General features: G+C 65.7%; 18 protein-coding genes. 4 read left to right on the forward strand and 14 right to left on the reverse strand.

The genetic code is table 11. From position 1 onward, the window contains the following. Positions 1-67: 67 nt before the first annotated feature. Entirely contained in the window at positions 68-1,489 is a 1,422-nt protein-coding gene (locus J2X67_RS19780) for an aldehyde dehydrogenase family protein (RefSeq protein ID WP_309955662.1), read from the reverse strand. Positions 1,490-1,501: 12 nt separating this feature from the next. Then, positions 1,502-2,524: an alpha/beta hydrolase gene (locus tag J2X67_RS19785; RefSeq protein ID WP_309955663.1), complete on the reverse strand. Its 1,023-nt coding sequence runs from the start codon at positions 2,522-2,524 to the stop codon at positions 1,502-1,504. A 347-nt stretch (positions 2,525-2,871) separates the two neighbouring features. Between J2X67_RS19785 and J2X67_RS19790 the strand changes: the two genes are divergently transcribed. Beyond that, a complete protein-coding gene (locus J2X67_RS19790; RefSeq protein WP_309955665.1) occupies positions 2,872-3,690 on the forward strand; it encodes an alpha/beta hydrolase in 819 nt (272 codons plus the stop codon). A gap of 30 nt (positions 3,691-3,720) precedes the next feature. Here J2X67_RS19790 and J2X67_RS19795 read toward each other — a convergent pair whose 3' ends face one another. The 12 genes from J2X67_RS19795 to J2X67_RS19850 form a co-directional block, all read right to left on the reverse strand. Further along, positions 3,721-7,488, reverse strand: coding sequence for a molybdopterin cofactor-binding domain-containing protein (locus tag J2X67_RS19795; protein ID WP_309955667.1), 3,768 nt, complete (start codon positions 7,486-7,488; stop codon positions 3,721-3,723). A gap of 26 nt (positions 7,489-7,514) precedes the next feature. Then, positions 7,515-8,015 carry a 2Fe-2S iron-sulfur cluster-binding protein gene (locus tag J2X67_RS19800; protein ID WP_309955669.1) on the reverse strand — a complete coding sequence of 167 codons (501 nt, stop codon included), beginning with the start codon at positions 8,013-8,015 and terminating at the stop codon, positions 7,515-7,517. Then, positions 7,993-9,153, reverse strand: coding sequence for an ABC transporter substrate-binding protein (locus tag J2X67_RS19805; protein WP_309955671.1), 1,161 nt, complete (start codon positions 9,151-9,153; stop codon positions 7,993-7,995). Before J2X67_RS19805 ends, J2X67_RS19800 begins: the two co-directional genes overlap by 23 nt. Positions 9,154-9,215: 62 nt before the next feature. Further along, positions 9,216-9,938, reverse strand: a complete 723-nt coding sequence (gene pncA, locus J2X67_RS19810; RefSeq protein ID WP_309955673.1) for a bifunctional nicotinamidase/pyrazinamidase — start codon at positions 9,936-9,938, stop codon at positions 9,216-9,218. A gap of 54 nt (positions 9,939-9,992) precedes the next feature. Then, a complete protein-coding gene (locus J2X67_RS19815; protein WP_309955675.1) occupies positions 9,993-10,727 on the reverse strand; it encodes an ABC transporter ATP-binding protein in 735 nt (244 codons plus the stop codon). After that, entirely contained in the window at positions 10,724-11,527 is an 804-nt protein-coding gene (locus J2X67_RS19820) for an ABC transporter ATP-binding protein (protein WP_309955677.1), read from the reverse strand. The genes J2X67_RS19815 and J2X67_RS19820 overlap by 4 nt, the downstream gene beginning before the upstream one ends. Before the next feature lie 507 nt (positions 11,528-12,034). After that, positions 12,035-13,957, reverse strand: a complete 1,923-nt coding sequence (locus tag J2X67_RS19825) for an ABC transporter permease (RefSeq protein WP_309955679.1) — start codon at positions 13,955-13,957, stop codon at positions 12,035-12,037. A 33-nt stretch (positions 13,958-13,990) separates the two neighbouring features. After that, on the reverse strand, positions 13,991-15,196 hold the full coding sequence (locus J2X67_RS19830; RefSeq protein ID WP_309955681.1) for an ABC transporter substrate-binding protein: 1,206 nt from the start codon (positions 15,194-15,196) through the stop codon (positions 13,991-13,993). A 77-nt stretch (positions 15,197-15,273) separates the two neighbouring features. Beyond that, entirely contained in the window at positions 15,274-15,858 is a 585-nt protein-coding gene (locus J2X67_RS19835; RefSeq protein WP_309955683.1) for an amino acid synthesis family protein, read from the reverse strand. 34 nt (positions 15,859-15,892) lie between these two features. Beyond that, positions 15,893-16,534 carry an amino acid synthesis family protein gene (locus J2X67_RS19840; protein ID WP_281149098.1) on the reverse strand — a complete coding sequence of 214 codons (642 nt, stop codon included), beginning with the start codon at positions 16,532-16,534 and terminating at the stop codon, positions 15,893-15,895. 20 nt (positions 16,535-16,554) lie between these two features. Next, a complete protein-coding gene (locus tag J2X67_RS19845) occupies positions 16,555-17,472 on the reverse strand; it encodes a UPF0280 family protein (protein ID WP_309955686.1) in 918 nt (305 codons plus the stop codon). A gap of 3 nt (positions 17,473-17,475) precedes the next feature. Next, complete coding sequence (locus J2X67_RS19850) at positions 17,476-19,101, reverse strand: 6-hydroxynicotinate reductase (protein ID WP_309955688.1); 1,626 nt, start codon at positions 19,099-19,101, stop codon at positions 17,476-17,478. Positions 19,102-19,415: 314 nt separating this feature from the next. Here J2X67_RS19850 and J2X67_RS19855 point away from each other — a divergent pair, with 314 nt between their 5' ends. From J2X67_RS19855 to J2X67_RS19865, 3 genes are read left to right on the forward strand one after another with little or no spacing between them, the layout of a single operon-like run. After that, complete coding sequence (locus tag J2X67_RS19855) at positions 19,416-20,189, forward strand: ferredoxin--NADP reductase (protein ID WP_258503341.1); 774 nt, start codon at positions 19,416-19,418, stop codon at positions 20,187-20,189. Between the two features lie 19 nt (positions 20,190-20,208). Next, entirely contained in the window at positions 20,209-20,970 is a 762-nt protein-coding gene (locus J2X67_RS19860) for a TetR family transcriptional regulator (protein ID WP_309955691.1), read from the forward strand. Further along, on the forward strand, positions 20,925-22,124 hold the full coding sequence (locus J2X67_RS19865; RefSeq protein ID WP_309955693.1) for an amidohydrolase family protein: 1,200 nt from the start codon (positions 20,925-20,927) through the stop codon (positions 22,122-22,124). The genes J2X67_RS19860 and J2X67_RS19865 overlap by 46 nt, the downstream gene beginning before the upstream one ends. The last annotated feature ends 32 nt before the right edge of the window (positions 22,125-22,156 follow it).

Below are 22,156 nucleotides of genomic sequence, written 5' to 3' on the forward strand. Positions count from 1 at the left end.
CGTTACAAAATCCGCGTCAATCGCCGGTTTGTCCTTTCTGGTCGTGACATTTGTAACAAGCCATGCTTCAGATCGCTGCAGCAATGGTCCTGGGCTCCATGAAGGCTTCCATTCCAAAGACGCCGAACTCCCTGCCGATGCCCGACTGCTTGACGCCGCCGAACGGAGCACTCAGCTCGGGCGCGATGCGGTTGACCAGCACCGTGCCGGCGCGCAGTTGCGAAGCCACGCGCAGAGCGCGCTCCGCATGCGACGAGAAGACATAGGCCTGCAAGCCATAGGCGGAGTCGTTCGCGATGGCGATGGCTTCGTCGTCGTCGCCATAGCCGATCACCGAAAGCACCGGCCCGAAGATTTCCTCGCGCGCAATGTCCATGTCGTTGCGAACATCGGCAAACACGGTGGGCCGCACGAACCAGCCTTTTTCGAAACCGTTCGGACGACCTTCGCCGCCGGCCAGCAGTGTTGCGCCCTGCTCCAGTCCACGGCGGATGAAGTGCTGCACCCGCTCGAACTGAGCTTTGCTCGCGAGCGGCCCAATGGTGGTGGCAGGGTCGCGCGGGTCGCCCACGCGCATGGTGGCCACAGCCGCTTGCAGGTGTTCCTTGGCCTCGGCCATGTGCACATGCGGAATCAGGAGGCGGGTGCCGGCCACGCAGGCCTGCCCGTTGTTCATGAAGGCGGCGTTCAGCGCCATGGGCACCACTGTCGCAAGGTGTGCATCGTCGAGCACCACGGTGGCCGACTTGCCCGATAGCGCGAGGCTCACGCGCTTCATGGTGTCCACGCCCGCGCGCGCAATGAGCTTTCCGGTCTGCGTGGAGCCGGTGAACGAAATCTTCGCGATGCCCGGGCTGGTGGAAATCTCGTCGCCCACGTCGTTGCCGCGCCCGAGCAGCACGTTGAAAACGCCTGCCGGCAAGCCTGCGTCGTGCAGAGCCTCGGCGACGACCTGCGCCTGCAGAGGCCCAAGTTCGCTGGGCTTGATGACCGAGGCGCAGCCTGCGGCAATGGCCGAAGCCAGCTTGCTGCAGATGCTTCCGGCGGCGGCGTTCCAGGGCGCGATCAGGCCGGCAACGCCGACTGGCCCCATCACCACGGTGGCCTCGCCCAGGCGGCGCTCGAAGGCGTAGCCGCGCAGCGCCTGCGCCGTGGTGGCAAAGCACTGCGACGCGTAGTTGCTCACCCATTGGGAACGGGCCAGCGGTCCACCGTACTCCTCGATGGTGGCATCGCGGATCTGGTCTGTGCGCGCCAGCACGGCGGCTTCGAGCTGCCTGAGCATTTCGATGCGCTGCGCCTTGGTGCTGGCCGCAAGCGCCGGCTGCGCGCGGATCGCCGCGGCAATTGCACGCCTGGCGTCGTCGCGGTTGGCCAGCGTTACCGTACCGATGATCTGCTCGGTCGAGGGGTTGGCAATCTCCAGGCGCTCGCTGCCCTGCACGGGCACGAAAGCGCCATCGATGTACGCCTGGTCGATGCTCCACATGGCGCCAGTCCCTTATCCACGAGCCACGTCGATGACGGCCTTGGCAAAGGCTTCGGGCGCTTCCTGCGGCAGGTTGTGGCCAATGCCGCCGCTGACCAGCCGGTGCTCGTAGCGGCCGGAGAACTTGCTTGCATAGGCGCTGGGCTGCGGATGCGGTGCGCCATTGGCATCGCCTTCGAGCGTGATGGTCGGCACGGCGATCACCGGTGCCTTGGCCAGCCTGTCCTCGAGCGCCTGGTACTTCGCTTCGCCGTCTGCCAGGCCAAGGCGCCAGCGATAGTTGTGAACGGTGATGGCCACGTGGTCGGGGTTCTCGAATGCCACGGCGCTTCGCTCGAACGTGGCTGCATCGAAGTTCCACTTGGGCGACGCGATCTGCCAGATGAGCTTGGCGAAATCATGGCGGTTCTTCTCATAGCCGGCGCGGCCGCGCTCGGTTGCAAAGTAGTACTGGTACCACCATTGCAGCTCGGCCTCGGGCGGCAGCGGGTTCTTGCCGGCCGCCTGGCTGCCGATGAGATAACCGCTCACCGACACCAGCGCCTTCACGCGCTCCGGCCAGAGTGCGGCCATGATGCATGCGGTGCGCGCGCCCCAGTCGCAGCCGGCCACGGTGGCGGTCTTGATCTTCAGGGCGTCCATCAGCGCGATGATGTCGACGGCAACGACCGACTGCTGTCCGTTGCGCGGTGTGTCCGCCGAAAGAAAGCGCGTGGTGCCATAGCCACGCAGATACGGCACGATCACGCGGAAGCCCGCGGCGGCAAGCTGCGGTGCGACGTCGACGAACATGTGAATGTCGTACGGCCAGCCGTGCAGCAGGATGACCGGCGCTCCGTTGGCGGGGCCGGCTTCGTAGTAGCCGATGTCGAGGCTGCCGGCTTCGATGCTCTTGAGCGGCTCGAGCCGCCGGGCGCTGCCTGCGCCTGCGGACTGAGCGAAGGCGGGCACCATCGAAGTCAGCTGAACGGCGGCCATGCCGAATGCGGCCTTGGCAAGAAAAGAGCGGCGGGGCAACTGGAGCGAAGCGGTCATTTGAAATTCCTTTCAGGAATAGGTGATGGCAATCTGGAAGAGGTTTTGTCAGCCGGATCGATGCACATCTCCCAACTGATGGAAGCGATTGTTCTGCGCGGAGCTCGCGGTGCGAGTGGCTTTCGTATGCCTGTGTATCTGCGCCGGTTTTGCCAACAATAAATTTCAAACCGCGGCAACGGGGCGAGGAGCGATGCGCCACTCGTTCGAAAGGTAATGTCGCAAACCCCTCCGTGGACACACAGGCATACAGAGAACGCCTGGCGGGCCGCATGCGCTCCTAGACTCGACACGGTCGGCTGTCCAGCCGGCCTTTTATTCAAACGTCGAACAAGGAAAAAATCGTCATGACAAAGTTCTCCCGCCGCATCGGCATGGCCCTGATCGCCGGCGCAGCAGGCCTGGCCGCACTCGCGCCGCTTCAGTCCGTTGCGCAGCCGGCTGCGGATGCGCCGCAGCAGGCAAAGCCCACGGTGGTTCTGGTGCATGGGGCCTTCGCCGATTCATCCAGCTGGGACGGCGTGGTGCGCGGCCTGCAGGCGCGGCACTACCCGGTCATCGCCGCTGCAAATCCGTTGCGCGGGCCCAAGTTCGATGCCGCGGCAGTCGCCAGCGTCGTCGATTCAATCAAGGGGCCCGTCGTTCTTGTCGGCCATTCATATGGCGGCTCGGTCATCTCGGCGGCCGCAAGCGGGAAGGCCAATGTGAAGGCGCTGGTCTTTGTGGCGGCCTTCGCGCCCGATGCGGGCGAGACGGCGCTCGGACTCACCGGAAAGTTTCCGGGCAGCACGCTCGGGCCGACGCTCGCGCCGCCGGTGCCGTTTGCCGACGGCGGCAAGGACCTGTACATCCAGCAGGACAAGTTTCCCGCGCAGTTCGCGGCCGACGTGCCGCTCGGCAAGGCACGCCTGATGGCCGTGGGGCAGCGTCCCATTGCCGAGGCGGCACTGAACGAGCCTTCCGAGGCACCGGCGTGGAAGTCGGTGCCTTCGTGGTCTGTCTACGGCAGCGCCGACAAGAACATTCCGCCCGCGGCAATGGCTTTCATGGCCGAGCGTGCCAAGTCAGTGAAGACCGTCGTGGTCAAGGGCGCTTCGCATGTGGTGATGACGTCGCACCCCGATGCGGTGACGAAGGTGATTGCCGAAGCGGCATCGGCACGCTGAGGATGGCTTGACGCGCGTCCTGGCGGCGCGTCACCGGCCTGTTTGCCCCGACGCGGCCCGCACGCGTGCCACCTGCGCCTGCAGGTCGGTCCATGCCGGCTCCTGCGGCGCGAAGCGTGCGCGCATGTAGCCGGCGAGTTCGGCAATCTGCCGGTCGTCGAGCGCTTCGCGAAACGCCGGCATGAAGCCGATGTCGCGGCTCGCAGGATCGCGCACGCCATCGAGAATGGTGCGCAGCAAGTTGTCCGGCCGTGCACTTGTGAGGTTGCTGTTCAGCGCAAGCGGCGTGTTCACGCCGAGCAGCGTGGGCCCGTCGCCGTCGTGGTGGCATGACGCGCAGGCACTGTCGAACATGCGCTGCGCGGGGCCGAGCAATTGGCCCTGCGTGCGCGCGGCGGTGTCGACAACCTGCTGCGCCACGGCTTGCGGCTGCGCCACGGGCGCGGGGTTGAAAGAAGCGAGGTAGGTGGCCATGGCGCGCACGTCGGCATCGGGCACTTGCGCCAGCTCGCGCACGACCTCGGCCATGGGGCCGCCCGCAATGCCGTGGCGCTGCGTGTGGCCCTGGCGCAGGTAGCGGTAGAGCTCGTCGGCGTCCCACGGCACGGCCGCTCTTGAAAGGCCGGTGAGCGCGGGCGCTTCCCAGCCGTCGATCATTGCGCCCGAAAGAAACGCACTGCCGCCCTGCTCCGCCCCGAGCGCATTGCGCGGGGTGTGGCAAGCGCCGCAGTGGCCGAGGCCGTTGACCAGGTAGGCGCCGCGGTTCCACTCCGCGCTTTGCGTGGCCACCGGCTGCAGCGGTGCCGGGTCATGAAAGAGCGCGTTCCAGCCGGCCATCAACGGCCGCATGCTGAACGGAAACTTCAGCTCGGCTTTCGGCGTTTCGGCGCGCACCGCGGGCATGGACATGAAGTACGCATAAAGCGCCTGCAGGTCGTCATCGCTCGTCTTGGCGAATGCCGTGTACGGAAAGGCCGGGTACAGGTGGTGGCCGTCGCGCGAAACGCCTTCGTGCATCGCGCGCTGGAATGCACTGAACGACCAGCGGCCCAGGCCAGTGTCGGCATCGGGCGTGAGGTTGGTGGTGTAGAGCGTGCCGAACGGCGTTTCCATGGCACGGCCACCCGCATTGGGCACGCCGCCAGGCGCGGTGTGGCACACGGCGCAATCGCCGAGCGCGGCGAGCACGCGTCCGCGTTCGATGGTGGCTTCGCTGTAGACGGGAGCGCTCAGCGAAACAGGAGCGATGGTGGAGCGCCAGCCGAGCAGGCCGGCAATGAGGCCGATGCCGCCGATGAAGAGGGCGGCGCCGGTGGCAAGAACGCCCTTGCGCCGCGGCCAGGCTGTATTGCTCCTTCCCCCGTCGGGGGAAGGTTGGGATGGGGGCACGGCAGCGTCACCATTCGAACGCCGCTCGCCCCCACCCCCGCCCTCCCCCAGAGGGGGAGGGAGAAACTCCCGATTCAACGCAGCCAGCACCTTCTCCGGCGTGAACGGCGGCTCGCGAAACCTCACCCCCGTCGCATCGAAAATCGCATTCGCAATGGCCGCAGTGCCCGGCACGGAAGACGATTCGCCCGCGCCCAGCGAAGGCTCGCCGGGCCGCGGCATGTGCATGACTTCGATCACCGGCACTTCGCGGAAGTTGATGATCGGGTAGCTGCCCCACTCGCGGCTTGCGACCACGCCGGAAGGCAGCACGCCGGGCAACTGTGCGCCGCCGCTCGAGCCCGCGCCTTGCTGCTGCTGCTGCGGCGGTGCAAACTGCACCTCTTCCTTCAACGCGCGGCTGGTGGTCTGGATCACGTTGCCATGCACCTGGTGCTCGACCCCTGCGGGGTTGATCATCAGCCCCGCGTCGTGGCCCACCACCACGCGGCGCACGTGCACTTCGCCGGTCTTGCGGTTCACCTCGACATCGGCCACCCATGCAGCCCACGCGGCGCCGAAGCCGGGCCACTTGCTGTGGATGTAGCGTGCGTAGGCAAAGCCCTGGCCGAAGAGAATGTCGCCCCCCGCACCAAGCCCGCCGTCGGCGTTTTCTTGCGGGCCGGTGCGCATGCGCCAGCCGGCCTTCTGCGCAGTGGCCTGCACGAGCTCGACGGCGCGCGGGTCGGTCAGGTGGCGCAGGCGGAACTGCACCGGGTCGACGCCCGCCGCGGTGGCGAGCTCGTCAATGTACGACTCGTGCGCAAAGGAACTCGGGAGTGCCGACACGCCGCGCAGCCATGAGGCCCGCACGATCGGCGCCATGTCGTTGACCTTCACGCGCAGGTTGTCGTAGCCGTAGGGCGGACGCGCGGTGCGGTCGCCCATCTCGAAGGCCTGCGCCACCGGCTCGATGGTGCGTGTAAGAAGCAGCGCGAGCGTGGGTGCGCCGTTCGATGGATACGAGGTCTCGAAGTCGTAGGCCGCAATGCGGCCGTCGGCCATCAGGCCGCCATCCACTTCCATGAGTTGCGCGGCGCCCTTGGGCTCCCAGGCATGCTCCTGCTCGCGCGTGAGCTGCACGCGCACCGGCGCGCCGACTGCACGCGCGAGCAGCGCCGCATCGGCCGCGACGTCGTCAGCGCCGTTGCGGCCGTAGCAGCCCGCGGCTTCCATGCGAACCACGTCGACCTGCACGTCGTCCACGCCCATGAGCCTGGCGAGATCGGCGCGCAGCACATGCGGATTTTGCGAACCGGCCCACACACGAAGCCGCGTGCCGCTGCCGTCCTGCGGCTGCCAGTCGGCCAGCGCGCACGAAGGTCCGATGGAGGCGTGCATCTGGTAGGGCCACACATAGGTGCGGTGCATCGGCTGCGCGGCCGCGGCAAGGGCACCGTCGACATCGCCTTCGTCCACCAGCAGGCGCTGCGTCGACGGGTTGTCGCGCAAGGCCTGCGCCAGGTTCGAGAGGTCCGGCATGCCGGGCCAGGGCTTCCACGCCACGCGCAGTTCGCGCAATGCCTGCTCTGCGTGCTCTTCGCGCTCGGCCACGATACCGACGAAGTCGCGAATCACGACCACTGCGCGGATGCCGGGAATGTGCGCAATGGAAGACTCGTCCACCGACTCGAGCGTGTTGCCGATGAAGTCGCCATGGTCCGCACCGGCGTATGGCGGGCGCACCACGCGGCCATGCAGCATGCCCGGCACGCGCATGTCGTGCACGAACACGCTCTCGCCAGCGAGCTTGGCCGGAATGTCCACGCGCGGCTGGCTCGTGCCGACGATGCGGTAGTCAGCCGGGCTCTTGGGCTGCGCGCCGGGGTCGAGCCGCAGCACGGTTCGCTGCCCTGCCAGCAGGTCCGCATAGGTCACGCGGCGATCGGGCGCTTCGGTCACGCGCACCACGCCGCTGCGAACCTGCAGCGCTTCGGCGGCTGTGCCCAGATGCTCCGCCGCGCGCGCAAGCAGCCATGCACGCGCTTGCGCCGCCGCAAGCCGCAGCGGCTGCGAATGGATCTGGATCGAGGCGCTTGCGATGGTCGCGCCCTGGTTGGGCGCGCGCGCGGTGTCGCCGAGCATCATGCGCACGCAGGGCATGCCCAGGTCGAGCTCTTCCGCCACGATCTGTGCAAGCGCCGTCTGTATGCCGGTGCCCAGATCGACGTGGCCGTTGAGCGCCGAAGCGCTGCCGTCGTCCCACACCGCGAGGAGGATCTCGTCGCCTTCGATGGGGTTGCCGGCTACGGCTGTGGGCTGGCCCTTGGCGGGAGGGGGCGCGGGTGGGGTTTCGCGCACCACGAGCAGTACGCCGTCGGCAGCGAGAAACTCCGCGCGTGTTCGGGGAAGATCGGCGCGGCGAGTCATGGTTTCTGCCCCCCGCATTGAACGGCTCACCGGTTTGTCTCCGCACGCATGCACAGCGCAGCCCGCTGCACCGCATCCAGAATTTCAATATGCGTTCCGCAGCGGCACAGGTTGCCTGACAACTCACTGCGAATCCGCGCCTCGCTCGCATGCGGATCGCGCGCAAGCAGCGCCGCAGCCTGCATCACCATGCCGTTCAGGCAATAGCCGCACTGCGCAGCCTGTGCGTCTTCGAATGCGGCCTGCACGGGGTGCCAATGGCCACGCGTGCCCAGCCCCTCGAGCGTGGTGACGGCGCGGCCTGCCACGCCGTGCGCGGGAATCACGCAGGCGCGTGCCGCCACACCGTCGACATGCACCGTGCAGGCACCGCACTGGCCCAGGCCGCAGCCGTACTTGGGCCCGTTCAGGCCCAGGTCGTTGCGCAGCAGGTGCAGCAGCGTGGCCTCGCGAGGCACGCCCGCAAGCGAACAGGCCTGCCCGTTGACCTGCAGTTGCAGCGGCTCAGCGCCGCAAGTGGCCGTCACGGGTGTACATCTCCAGGTCGACGAACGTCGAACCGTTGTGGTTCCTCGCGCTGTATTCGACCGGGAAATCGCCGAAGCGCGTGCTGCCGATGCTCTCCAGCCCGGCAATGAAGCTGTCTCGTGTGAGCGTCTTGCCTCCGCGGCGCAGGCCCTCGACCATCACGCGCGAGGCGATATAGCCTTCGAGCGTGGTGTAGCTGTCGATCTTCTCGCCGAACTCCGCTCGGTCGCGCTGGTAGTCGGCCACGATGGGCACGCGCACGGCCTCCGGCGGCGGCACGATGCTGGCCGTGACCAGCCCGGCAAGCTTGCCCTCGAGCCGCTTGGCCGAACCCGCCGCATCGGTAATGCCAACCGACAGCGTGTAGAGCGGCGCAGCCCCGCCGCCTGCCCGGTAGTCGCGAATGAACACTTCGACCATGCGCCCGGCCATGATCATCAAGACCGCGCCGGGCTTCACCTCGCCGAGTCCGGCAACCACCTGCTTCGCATCTTCGGCGGTGATGGCAAGCGGCAGCGTCTTCACGACCTGCACCTTGTAGTCGGCCGCAAGCTGCTCGCAGGTGGCGAGGTTCGACTTGCCGAAAGCGCTGTCCTGGTAGACCACCGCAATCGACGAAAGGCTGATGGTGGAAAGGTGGCTGATGATCTTGCGCAGCTCCAGGTCGTAGCCCGCGCGCACATGAAACAGCAACCGGTTGACCTTGGCACGGAACGAGCTGGTACCCACCAGCGGCGCGAACATGGGCACGCCGGCCTTCTCGGCGAGCGGCATTGCGGCCACGAGGTTGCCGGTGGCCACGTAGCCCGCCAGCGCAAAGACCTTGTCCTCGTCGATCAGCTTGGCCGTGTTGATGGCGGTCTTGGCGGGGTCATAGGCATCGTCGTAGGTCACCAGCTCGAGCTTGCGGCCGTTGACGCCTCCCGACTTGTTGACGCGGTCGAAGTAGAGCTTGATGCCCGCGCGGTAGTCGATGCCGAAATCCTTGGCCGGTCCGCTGAAGACGGCCGACTGGCCGATGCGGATGACGCTGTCGGTTACGCCGTTTTCTGCTCGTGCCGGGCGCAGCAGCCCGGGTCCGATTGCCAGGGCTGCGCCGCCCGCCACAAGGGTGCGCCTCGAGATGGAAGTCTTCATGCGTCGTCGGTTTGTTTTGGTTGTTGTTGCGGTGTGCTGGAATGCGATGGCGCGATGTGCGTTCAGGCAACCTGGATGTCTGCGGACTGGATGCGCTTGACGCCCTTGGCGGTCATTTGCTTCCATGCCGCTGCGAGCGAGCCGTTGAGGTCGATGGCGCGCGTGGCGTCTTCGATCACATACACCTCGAAGCCCGCCTTGCGCGCGTCGAGCGCGGTCCAGGCCACGCAGAAGTCGGTGGCCAGCCCGGCCACGTAGACCGTCTTGATGCCGCGCTGCTTGAGATAGCCGCCCAGGCCCGTGGCGGTCTTGCGGTCGGCCTCTTCGAAGGCGGAGTAACTGTCCACGCCCTTGTGGAAGCCCTTGCGGACGATGACCTGCGCGGTCGGCAGCTTCAGGTCTTTGTGCAGGGCCGCGTCGTCGGTGCCCTGTACGCAATGGTCGGGCCAGAGCACCTGGTTGCCGTACGAGAGCTTGATGCTGCTGAACGGCTTCTGGCCCGCATGCGCGCTCGCGAAAGACGCGTGGCCTTGCGTGTGCCAGTCTTGCGTGACGACGATGTTCTCGAACGACTCGGCCAGCTTGTTGATGACCGGCACCACCTCGGCGCCGCCCTTCACGGGCAACGTGCCGCCATCGACAAAACAGTTCTGCACGTCGATGACGATCAGCGCAGACTTGTCGTTCGGCTTGATCTTCGACGCTGCGAACAGCGTTCCGGCCGCACCGAGCAAGCTCAATGCAGCAGTGGACTTGAGAAGGTATCTACGCTGCGTGTCGTGCATGGTGTGCTCCGGTGGTTAATGAAAAAAAGAAGAAAACCCGATGGCGGCCGCGGGCTAGACGCTCAGGTAAGCGCGGCGCACTTCCTCGTTGGCCGCAAGCTCTGCCATGGTGGCCTGGTAGCGGATCTGGCCCTTCTCGAGCACATAGGCGCGGTCGGACACCAGCTCGGCAAAATGCATGTTCTGCTCCGACAGCAGGATGCTCACGCCCTGCGCCTTGAGCTCCAGGATCATGTTGGCCATCTGCTCGACGATGACCGGCGCCACGCCCTCCGAAGGCTCATCGAGCAGCACCAGGTAGGGATTGCCCATGAGCGTGCGCGCCACGGTAAGCATCTGCTGCTCGCCACCGCTCATGCGGCCGCCGGGCCGGTTGGGCATTTCGCCGAGGTTCGGAAAAAGCTTGAACAGGCGTTCGGGCGTCCACAGCGGTGCCTCGGTGCCGTCGGCCCAGCGGCGCGGCGGCTGCTTGCCGACTTCGAGGTTTTCCATCACCGTGAGGTCGGTGAACACGCGGCGGTCTTCAGGCACAAAGCCAAGGCCGAGCTTTGCTGCGTGGTGAGGCTCGCTCCTGGAGATGTCATGCCCCAGAAAGCCGATGTTGCCCTTGCGCTTGGAGAGCATGCCGATAAGCGTCTTGAGCGTGGTCGACTTGCCCGCGCCGTTGCGGCCCATGAGCGCGACGACCTCGCCGCGCCGCACTTCGAGATCGACGTCGTACAGGATCTGCGCGGCGCCATACCAGGCGCAAAGCGCGCTGGCCTTCAACAGTGTTTCATGCGTGCTCATGCAACGGCTCCCATTGCCGCATTCACTTCGGCGGCTTTTTCTGCAATCTTCTCGAAGGTCTTGCCGCTGCCGAAGTAAACCTCTTGTACTTTCGGATGGTCACGTATCTCGAGCGGCTTGCCCTGCGCAATGAGGCGGCCGCGCGCCAGCACGATCATGCGGTCGGCGTATGCAAACACCACGTCCATGCTGTGCTCGGTGAACAGCACCGCCAGCCCCCGCTGGACCACCAGTTCCTTGGTAAGCGCCATCAACGAGTTGCGTTCCTTGGGCGCCATGCCGGCCGTGGGCTCGTCCATGAGCAGCAGCTTGGGCGCATTGGCCATTGCAATTGCGAGCTCGACGCGCTTCACGTCGCCGTAGGCCAGCTCGCTGCAAGGCCGGTCGGCCTGCGCCTTCATGCCGACCTGGTCGAGCAGCGCAATGGCTTCGTCGCGCTTGTGGTCCGCTGCGCGGCGCCACATCGAGAACAGCTTGCCGTCGTGCGACAGCATGGCCATCTGCACGTTTTCGACCACCGTGAGCGATGCGAAGGTCTCGGCGATCTGGAACGTGCGGCCAACGCCCAGGCGCCAGATGGCGCGAGGCTTTTGTCCCACGAGTTCATGGCCGTCGAAAACGATCGAGCCCTGGTCGGCCTTGAGCTGGCCGTTGACCATGTTGAAGGTGGTGGACTTGCCGGCGCCGTTCGGTCCGATGAGGGCGAGCAGCTCGCCTGCCTTGAGTTCGAAGCTGATGCCGTCTACGGCTTTGACGCCGCCGAAGGACTTGCCTAGGTTGTCTACTTTGAGGAGGGTCATTTGGCTTTACTCCCTCGCTCTTTGGGAGGGGTTGGAGTGAGGGCTCGCGGCTTTTTTGAACTCTGTCGAGTGCTTGCTTTCCGAGGCCAGGTGTCGCCCCGGCGCCTCGGCGCATACAGAGGGGCTTGAAAACCGAGCGGGCCTTTGCTTCGCTCGGCCACCAAGCCCCCGCAGGCGCGCGGCGCCCACGGGGGTTGTTGGCTGTCGGTATTGCAGGCCGAGCGAAGCGATGGCCTGTCGGCTCCCACCCCTTCTGTATGCGCCGAGGAGCGCAGATGGAGGCGGGATCAGGGCCGCAGCTGTTTGAGCGAAGCGAGTTCTGCGGACCCCCGCCGGAGTCGAGCACCGCAGGTTGCCCGTAGCGAAGCGAAGGGACGCAGACAGTGGGGTCGCCTTTTCTTTGCTTACTTTCTTTTGGCGAAGCAAAAGAAAGTGAGTCCGCCGCCGGGCGGATACCCCGGCCTCGGAAAAAAAGAAGCCCCCTGAACGATGAAAGACAACCGCCTTTCACGTCCGCTTCTCCGCCAAAGCAACATCCACCTCCGGACGACTCCTCCGCAACAAGCGTTCACTGAGCTGCTTTGCAAACCCCGCAATCCCCTGCGGAAACAGCAACACCAGCAGCAAGATGATCGCCCCCAGCGTAGCCCGCCAGTAATCCGTATTGCGAGCCACCGTGTCATGCAGCCAGCTGAAAGTCACGGCCCCCACCACCGGCCCCGCCAGGGTCTGGATACCCCCCAGCAGCACCATCACCAGCCCATCGACCGACTTGTCCACGCTCAGGCTTTCAGGCGAAATACTGCCCTTCGAAAACGCATAGAGCGCCCCCGCCAAGCCAGCAGCAGTACCCGCAACCACAAAGGCGGTCCACTGCATGCGCTTGACATCGATACCAATGGCATCGGCGCGAAGCACCGAGTCGCGCCCCGCGCGCAATGCATAGCCAAACGGCGAAAACAGCACACGGCGAAGCATCAAGATGCCGATTGCCACGAGCACCAGCGTGAGCCAGTAGTAAACGCGTTTGTCCGACAACCACTCAGAAGGCCAGACTCCGGTGAGCCCGTTGCTGCCGCCGGTGAACGAATCCCACTGGTAGACCACCGCCCAGGTGATCTGCGCAAAGGCCAGAGTGAGCATGGCAAGGTACACGCCCGAGAGCCGCACCGCGAACCAGCCGTAGACGAAAGCGCCGATGGCCGCCACCAGCGGCGCGACGATGAGCGCAAGCTCCATCGGCATGCCGCTTGCGCGCACCAGCAGTGCGGCGCCATAGGCACCCAGGCCAAAGTAGGCCGCGTGCCCGAACGAATGCATGCCGGCGGGCCCCATGATGAAGTGCAGGCTGGCCGCGAAGAGCGCCGCAATCAGCAGGTCGATCATCAGCACCGTGGTGTAGGGCGAATCGGCGGTGAGCAGCGGCATGGCCATCAGCGCCACGCCCAGCGCGGCAACAAGCCACAGGTAGCCCTTGCTCGCGCGGCGCAGCGGTTCTTCCTGCATGCCTACGTAGCGGCTCGGCGCCTGCGGGCGGCCGAGCAGCCCCCAGGGGCGCCACACCAGCACGATGGCCATTACGATGAAGTCGACCACCAGCGTGAGCTTGGAGAACGACACGCTGTAGCCGAAGATGTCGACCACGCCAAGCCAGATGCAGACCGCCTTGATTTCCGACAGCAGCAACGCCGCCACGTAAGCGCCGGGAATCGATCCCATGCCACCGACCACCACCACCACGAAGGCGGCGCCAATCGTGTTGAGGTCCATCGCCAGCGTGGCCGGCTCGCGCGGCAGCTGCAGCGCACCGCCGAGGGCCGCCAGCGTGGCGCCAAGCGCAAACACCGCGGTAAACAGCCATGCCTGGTTCACGCCCAGTGCGCTCACCATTTCGCGGTCTTGCGTGGCGGCGCGCACCAGCGTGCCCCAACGGGTGCGCGTGAGCAGCAGCCACATGAGGCCCAGCACCACCGGGCCCACGACGATCAGGAACAGGTCGTAGGTCGGAAATTGCCGGCCCAGGATTTCGACCGAGCCCGACAGGCCTGGCGCGCGCGGGCCGAGCAGTTCGTCCGGCCCCCAAAAATACAGCACCGCGTCCTTGATGACGAGCACCAGTGCAAAGGTGGCCAGCAGCTGAAACAGCTCTGGCGACTTGTAGATGCGGCGCAGCAGCACCATCTCGATCAGCGCACCGATCACGCCCACCGCAAGGGCTGCTATCAGCACGGCCGGCCAGAAGCCGAGCGTGCCGAGTTTTTCTACCAGCGTGTAGGCAAGGTAGATGCCCACCATGAAGAAGGAGCCATGCGCAAAGTTGACGATGCGCGTAACGCCGAAGATCAATGAAAGGCCGGCCCCCACGAGGAACAGCGACGAAGCCGACGACAGCCCGGTCAGGAACTGAAGCAGCAGGGACGAGAGGCTCATGGGTGCAAGCGTTCCGGGGAGAAAAAGAAAAGTTCAGTCCGCAGCGCGCGATTTCTTCACGTCGGCGGCGGTCGGCTGGAACTTGGCGCCGTCGAAGTACGTGTAGTCGACCATCACGCCCTTGCCGTTCTCGTTCTTGGTCTTGCCCACGAACGCGCCCATGGTCGACTGGTGGTCTTCGGCGCGATAGCTGATCTTGCCGAAGGGCGAGTCGACCTGCAGGCCCTTGAAGGCGGCAATGAGCTTGGGCGTCTCGGTGCTCTTGGCCTTTTCGATGCCGGCCGCCACCGACTTGATCATGGTGTAGCCAACCACCGAGCCCAGGCGCGGGTAGTCCTTGTACTTGCCGTGGTACGCAAGGAAGAAGGCCTTGTGCTCAGGCGTCTGAATGCCGTACCAGGGGTAGCCGGTCACGATCCAGCCGTTGGGCGTTTCGTCCTTGAGCGGGTCGAGGTACTCGGGCTCGCCGGTCAGCACGCTCACCACGGTGCGGTCCTTGAAGAGGCCGCGGGTATTGCCTTCGCGCACAAACTTGGAAAGGTCGGCGCCGAACAGCACATTGAAGACCGCATCGGGCTTGGCGTCGGCCAGCGCCTGCACCACTGCGCCCGCGTCGACCTTGCCGAGCGGCGGCGCCTGTTCGGCAACAAATTCCACGTCGGGCTGCGCAGCCTTGAGCAGCGTCTTGAATGCGGCGACGGCCGACTGGCCGTATTCGTAGTTGGGGTACACCACGGCCCAGCGCTTCTTCTTGAGCTTGGCCGCCTCGGGCACCAGCATTGCGGCCTGCATGTAGGTGCCGGGGCGCAGGCGGAAGGTGTACTCGTTGCCGCCCTGCCAGGTCATCTTGTCGGTGAGCGGTTCGCCGGCCAGGAAGAAGATTTTCTTTTGCTTGGCAAAGTCGGCCACGGCCAGGCCGGTGTTCGACAGGAAGGTGCCGGTGAGCACGTCGATCTTCTCGCGTGCCACCAGTTCCTCGGCCACGCGCACGGCGTCGCCGGGGTTGGCGTTGTCATCGCGCGTGATGAGCTCGACCTTGCGCCCGTTGACGCCGCCCTTGGCGTTGATTTCTTCCACCGCGAGTTCCATGCCCTTCTTGTAGGGCTCCAGGAAGGCGGGCTGGGCCTTGTAGCTGTTGACCTCGCCGATCTTGATCACGCCCTGGGCATGGGCAGGAACGAGGGCCGTAGCCAGTGTGGCAACTGCCGCGGCGCTGAAGACGTGACGCAATGGGTTCATGGGGAAACTCCTTGGGATCGAAAGAGAGAGAGAAAAAAACTGGACGAGGTGGATGTGGAGGACCTGCGCGGCGGGATTCAGCGAAGCCCGTCTTCACCCTTGATTTCACTGGCCTGCAATCCGCCGATGCGGGGCAGCGGACGGCCGCTGTCGGTAACGGCCACCGCCACCACGATCTCGTTGGCGCGGGGCGCATCGGACACGCGGGCCTCGACGGCGTCGAAATGGCTGCGCACGAAGGCGGCGTCTTTATGGCCGAGCGGCACGTCGATGGCGGTGCCCAGCGTGCCGCGCTTCTTGGCGGAAGGCACCAGCGCCGCGCCCTTTTCAACTGCCACGCGCAACGGCGCGCCCAGCTTGGGATGCAGGATGGCGGCCGCGTGTTCGAGTTCGCCGTTCTCGCCAACGATGGCGGCCTTGCCGTAGCTCTGCGCCTGGCCGGGCTCGATGCCGAGTGCCTTCACGGCCTTTTGGCCGAGCAGCGCGCCAAGCTCTTCTCCGATGGCAATCAGCTCGTCGAGGTTTTCGCTGAAGCGGCCTGCATAGGGGTTCTCGATTACGGCAATGGCCACCGCGCGGCGCGTGGGGGGCGCAATGTCCTTGCCCATTTCCTTGCGGGTTTCGTCGACCTGGATGACGAGCTTGCGGATGTTGGCGGTCATGTCTTGTGTTCCTTCTTGTCTCTGTAGGGCCGGCTCAGCGCAGGCCGTCCCATTTGCTGATGTCCTTGGCGAGCAGGCCGCCCACGCGCGCATGCACGCGGTAGCCCGTGCTCATGGCCAGGATGAAGACGATCTCGTCGGCCGCGGGCGCGCCGGGCACGCGCACTTCAATGGCGTCGAACTGGCCGCGCACGTAGCTGGCGTTGATGTTGGTCAGCGGCACGTCGAGCGCGGCGCCAGGCGGGCCGACCTTCTTGGTAGAGGGCACGATGGAAAGCGCGTTGCCGGGCTGGCCGGTTTTTTCTTCGGCCTTGCCCGCGGTGTAGGCGGCGCGGCTGCCCTTCCAGCCGAGCAGTTCGCGCATGGCGTAGCCGCCCGGCACATGCCAGAGCGCGCCGTGCTCGAGCTCGCCCGCAGCGCCGACGATGGCACCCTTGCCGTAGGTGGCAATCTGCTCCAGAGGCACGTCCATGGCGGCATGCAGCTTGTGCGCCATGTCGACGCCGACGGGGTCGAGCAGCGCCATCATCGGAAGGATGTCGGGCTCGTAGCGGCCCGCAAAAGGATTGGTCAGCACCGCGCCGATGGCACCGCGCACCAACGGGGTGTCGGCGCGCGGGCCGAACTCGTGGTGGATGTGCTCGACATGGGTGAAGACGCGGCGTATATCGATCATGAAAAGAACCTTGCTTTTCGTTAAGCAAATACTGAACCAACTGCCGCTGAAGGCGCGGCCGACAACGGCTTCGAGCATAAGGGCTCGACAAGTCGCCACTGCCCCTGGCAAACGAGCAGGGCGGCCCAGACGAGCCCGCCTTTTTGCAGTACCTTGGCACAAACAGCCCCGGTGTCGAGGGCGCTCTTTACCTGCGAAGGCGCCAGCGGCGGTACATCGACTGTGACCGGGATGTCGCCCAGGTCGCTGTCGTCCTTGCATTCGTTGGCCGGGCGGCGGTGAATGGCCGCATCGTCCACATCGACAGCGTTGGCAATCACGGTGGCGGCAGCATCGGCCTCTGCAGCAGTGGCGGCAAGCACCGTGACGCTGTCGGCAATGCCCAGCGAGAAGCTGCGGCCCCGCCAGCCGCTGGTGGCCACGCCGCGCACCGGCTGACCGGCCTTGATTTCGAACTGGCCGTCGGTGGTGAGGATGCTGCTTTCACCATCGACATGACTGCGCCAGTCGAAGCGCGCCAGGTAGGCGTACACGCCCACGCGCGCCGACTGGCCAGGCGCGAGGTGCAGGGCAATGTCGCCGCCGTTGTTGATCCACGCACGATCGACGCCCGGGCGGTCGTAGAACGCAATGAGTTCTTGCGCCACAGAGCCGGCCACCGCCGCCATCGGCGTGACGAACATCGGCGAGAACGCGGCGCACGCATTCCACATGCGCCTGGCAACCACGCCGCGCGGGCGCATGTTGTCGCTTGCGGGCAGGCGCAGTAGCGGCAGCTCGTGCACCAGTTCGTCGAGCACGTGAACGAAGCGCGCCCACGCTGCGTCGTGCGCGGCCGCGACGGCGTAGGGGTCGCCGTACGCCTCGGCCACGATGTCGATCGGGCCATGGTTGAAGTGCCAGCGGTTCTTGTCAAGCGCGCTGCGTTGGGCGGTCATGGTTCAGCCCAGCATGGGAGCATGGCCGAGCGGCCACGGATTGGCGTCGTCCATCACCACCCACTGCCGCGCCAGCGGCGCGCCGTCTTCCTGCCACGCACCGCGCGCGAGCGCCTGTTCGAGCGAGAAGATGTGTTCCATGTGGCCGCCGAGCGCTGCGTAGTCGCTCTGCCGCATGCTGAACTCGATGGGCGCCACGATGGCCGGCGTGGGCACGGTGCCAAAGCTGTTGTCGGGCATGCGCATGACGTCGGCCATGACCGTGATGCCGCCGCCAGGCCACACATAGGCCGGCGCGCCGCCGCAGGTGACGTTGACGAGCGCACGCTTGATGGCGCGCGTGAGCAGCACGGGGTTTTCAGTGACGCCGGCGCGCAAGGATCCGCCCGCACCGCCGAGGAACAGCACCGTGCACAGCGAAGGCTCGCAGTTCTCGCCGATGCGCTCGACGATGCGCTTCACTTCGGCGGGCATTTCCTGCTCGACCGGCTTCAGCGCCTCGTCGAGCACATACCACTGCGCGTGCTCCCCGGTGGTCGATGTCATGAGCAGGCGCAGGCCCGGGCGCGCAACGCCCGGCTCCCAGCCTTCGATGATGGAGAGCGGATCGGCAATGTCGGTGCCGCCCCAGCCATTGCCCGGGTTCGCCACCTGGAAGTAGCGCCCCGGTGTGGACTTGCGCCCGAGCATCTGGATGCCCGAGGGCGCCATGTCGAGGCAGCGGCCGGCCTGGTGCTCTGTAAGCACGCCGGTGATGTGGTCGTCGACCACCACCACCTCGTCGGCCACGCCGGCAAACTGGCGCGCAAAGATGCCCACCGCAGCCGAGCCGCAGCCCACGCGCATGCGCTGCTCTTCAACCCCGTTGACGATGGGTGCCTTGCCAGCCTGGATGACCAGCGTGGAGCCGCCGTCGATGGTGCACTCCACGGCCTTCTTGTTGCCTAGAAGCTGCATCAGTTCGGCGGTCATGCGGCCTTCCTTCTTGCTGCCGCCGGTGAGGTGATGCACGCCGCCAAGCGAGAGCATCTGCGAGCCGTATTCGGCCGTGGTGACGTGGCCGACCACCTCGCCGCGGTAGCGCACATTGGCCTGTTCGGAACCGAGAAAGCGGTCGGTGTCGATCTTCACCTTGAAGCTGCAGTAGCTGAAGATGCCTTCGGTGACGACCGTGACCATGTCCACCCCTTGGGCCTTGGAGGCCACGATGAAGGGAGCGGGCTTGTAGTCCGGGTAGGTGGTGGAAGAACCCACGCCCGTGACAAAGACTTCATCGGCATGCAGCAGGTCGCCGTTCCAGTCTGGGGTGCTTGCTTCGGCCGCTTCCGGTTTGTCGGCGGCGGGCCGGTCGAAAGGCACCAGCTTGGGTGCGTCGCTCGCGATCTCGCGGCGCAGCAGCACCACGGGATCGACGCGGACCAGCACGCCTTCGCGATTGGCGTAGCGATCGCAGGCACCGGTGCGGCCGTCGGAAATCTGGCACAGCACGGGGCAGGCATTGCACTCGACCTTGGCGGTGCTCATGCGCTCGTTGCGCGGCGGCGCCTTGCCGAAGGCGCTGCCGCCGGCTTCGGCGACCACCGGCATGTCCATGCCGGGCAATCCGTCTGTCTTGGTGTGTTCGGTCATCGGGGCGGTCTCGTGGGCGGTGTGCAGGGTGAATCGTGTCCGGCGGGGTTTGCAACAAACGTGCCGTCTGCCCGCTTGTGCCTCGCCTGCCGTTTGTGTAGCATTCCCTACACTTTCATGTTGCGTTCACTACATTCGCGGTCAATGTAGCAAACAGGCCCGATGCTTGCAATGGTGTTTTCTCGCGGTGTTCATCGGGGTTTTTCCGACCAACGACAATGGAGGGTTCGGAGCCGGCCGACGGCTAGCGCCCCAAAGGCGTGCATCTCGGCCCAGCCACCTTCCCCAGTTACCAACCAACTCTTGAGTTCCGTATGAGTGCATTCAGCGAAGAACGCGTCCTGAGCGTCCACCACTGGACCGACCGCCTGTTCACCTTCACCACCACGCGCGACCCGGCGCTGCGTTTCTCGAACGGCCATTTCACGATGATCGGCCTGAAGGTGAACAACAAGCCCCTGCTGCGCGCGTACAGCATCGTGAGCCCGAACTACGAGGAGCATCTCGAGTTCCTGAGCATCAAGGTGGAAGAAGGCCCGCTCACCTCGAAGCTGCAGCACATCCAGGTGGGCGACACCATCATCGTGGGCCGCAAGCCCACCGGCACGCTGCTCATCGACTACACGCTGCCGGGCAAGCGCCTGTACCTCTTCGGCACGGGCACCGGCCTCGCACCGTTCATGAGCATCATCCGCGACCCGGACACCTACGAGAAGTTCGAGCAGGTCATCCTGGTGCACGGCGTGCGCCAGGTCGACGAGCTGGCCTACCACGACCTTGTGACCGATCACCTGCCCAAGCACGAGTTTCTCGGCGAAATGGTCGAGAAGCAGCTGCTCTACTACCCCACGGTCACGCGCGAGGAGTTTCGCAACCAGGGCCGCATTACCGACCTGATTTCGAGCAACAAGCTCACCGACGACCTCGGCCTGCCCCCCATCAACCCCGCGGAAGACCGCGTGATGCTGTGCGGTAGCCCCGGCCTCCTTGTGGACCTGAAGCACATCCTCGAGGCGCGCGGCTTCAAGGAAGGCAACACGAGCACGCCGGGCGACTTCGTGGTCGAGCGCGCCTTCGCCGAAAAGTAGGCCAAGCCTCCTGCGCACGATGGCCGAAAGCCGCTCCGCCAGCACAAAGCCCCAGCGCCGCACCGGCGTGCGCGAGGCGGCGGCGCAGGCCACGCGCGACAGCATCCTGAAGGCAGCGACCAAGGTGTTCGCCAAATACGGCTACGACGGCGGCAGCGTCGAGAAGATCTCGAAAGCCGCCAAGTCGTACGACCGGATGATCTACTACTACTTCGGCAGCAAGGAAGGCCTCTTCATTGCAGTGCTCGAAGGCATCTACCAGCGCATGGACGACGCCGAGGCAGCGATTGCGCTCGACGCCTCGCGGCCGGTGGAGGCGCTTACCGAAGTCATTCGCTTCGTGCTGGGCTACTACCGCAAGAACCCCGAGTTCGTGACGCTCCTGAACACCGAGAACCTGCACAAGGGCCGGCACATTTCCAAGTCGCTCAGGGCGCGCGAATACTCGTCGCGGGCGGTGGCGATCATTGCCGAAATACTCGCCAGCGGCGCGGCGCAGGGCCTGTTCCGCAAAGACCTGATTGCGCGCGACATCTACCTGCTGATTGCATCCACGGGCTACTTCTACACCTCCAACCGGCACACGCTCACCGCGTTCTTGGGCGAGCCGCTGGAGTCGGCCGAGGCGATCACGCACTGGGAAAACTTTGTGATCGAGACCGTGCTGCGCACCGTGCGCGCGGACGACATCCAGGAACAAGACAACACCCCACCCCACGACCAGGACCAAACGAAATGGCAGAAATCGCAGCCGGCGGCAAGTCGGGCAAAGTCGTCATAAAGAACATCGGGCTCTTGCTCTCGGGCGACATCGACAAGCCCATTCTCGACGCCGACACCATCGTGGTGAACGACGGCCTGATCGTTGCGGTGGGCAAGGAAAAAGACTGCGACCTCGAAGGCGCGAAGACCGTCATCGACGCGAAGAAGACCTGCGTGGCGCCCGGCCTGATCGACAGCCACGTGCACCCGGTGTTCGGCGACTGGACGCCGCGCCAGGGGCAGATCGGCTGGATCGACTCCACCATGAACGGCGGCGTGACCACCATGATTTCTGCCGGCGAGGTGCACCTGCCCGGCCGCCCGAAGGACATCGTGGGCCTGAAGGCGCTGGCCATTACGGCGCAGCGCGCGTTCGACAACTTCCGCCCGGGCGGCGTGAAGGTGCTGGCCGGCGCGCCGGTCATCGAAAAAGGCATGGTCGAGAGCGACTTCAAGGAGCTTGCCGAAGCCGGCGTGGGCCTGCTCGGCGAAGTGGGCCTGGGCTCGGTAAAGGCCGGCTACGAGGCCAAGGAAATGGTCGCCTGGGCGCGCAAGTACGGCATCCAGAGCACCATTCACACGGGCGGGCCGTCCATTCCGGGCTCGGGCCTGATCGACAAGGACGTGGTGCTTGAGGCCGACGCCGACATCATCGGCCACATCAACGGCGGCCACACCTCATTGCCCGAGGCGCATGTGTGCGAGCTGTGCGAGAAGAGCTCGCGCGCCATCGAGATCGTGCACAACGGCAACGAGAAGGTGGCCATTGCAGCGGCCAGGGCCGCGCTCGAACTCAAGTGCCCGCACCGCGTGATCCTCGGCACCGACGGGCCGGCCGGTTCGGGCGTTCAGCCGCTGGGCATTCTGCGGATGGTGGCCATGCTTTCGTCCATTGCCAATATTCCGGCCGAGCTGGTGTTCTGCTTTGCCACCGGCAACACGGCGCGCATCCGCAAGCTGAACTGCGGGCTCATCGAAGTGGGCCGCGATGCCGACTTCGTCTTCATGGACCGCGCGCAGCATTCGCCCGCACCGGGCCTGCTGGAGAGCGTGCAGCTCGGCGACATTCCAGGTGTGGGCATGGTGATGATCGACGGCATCGTGCGCTGCGGCCGCAGCCGCAACACGCCGCCCGCAACCGAGATCCCGGTGGTGGTGTCGGGCGCGCACTGAGGGCCAGCGCTTCTCTTTCTCCTTCCCCCTCC

The sequence above is a fragment of the Variovorax sp. 3319 genome, from assembly GCF_031456585.1.
In the GTDB taxonomy this organism is placed as follows: Bacteria; Pseudomonadota; Gammaproteobacteria; order Burkholderiales; family Burkholderiaceae_C; genus Variovorax; species Variovorax paradoxus_P.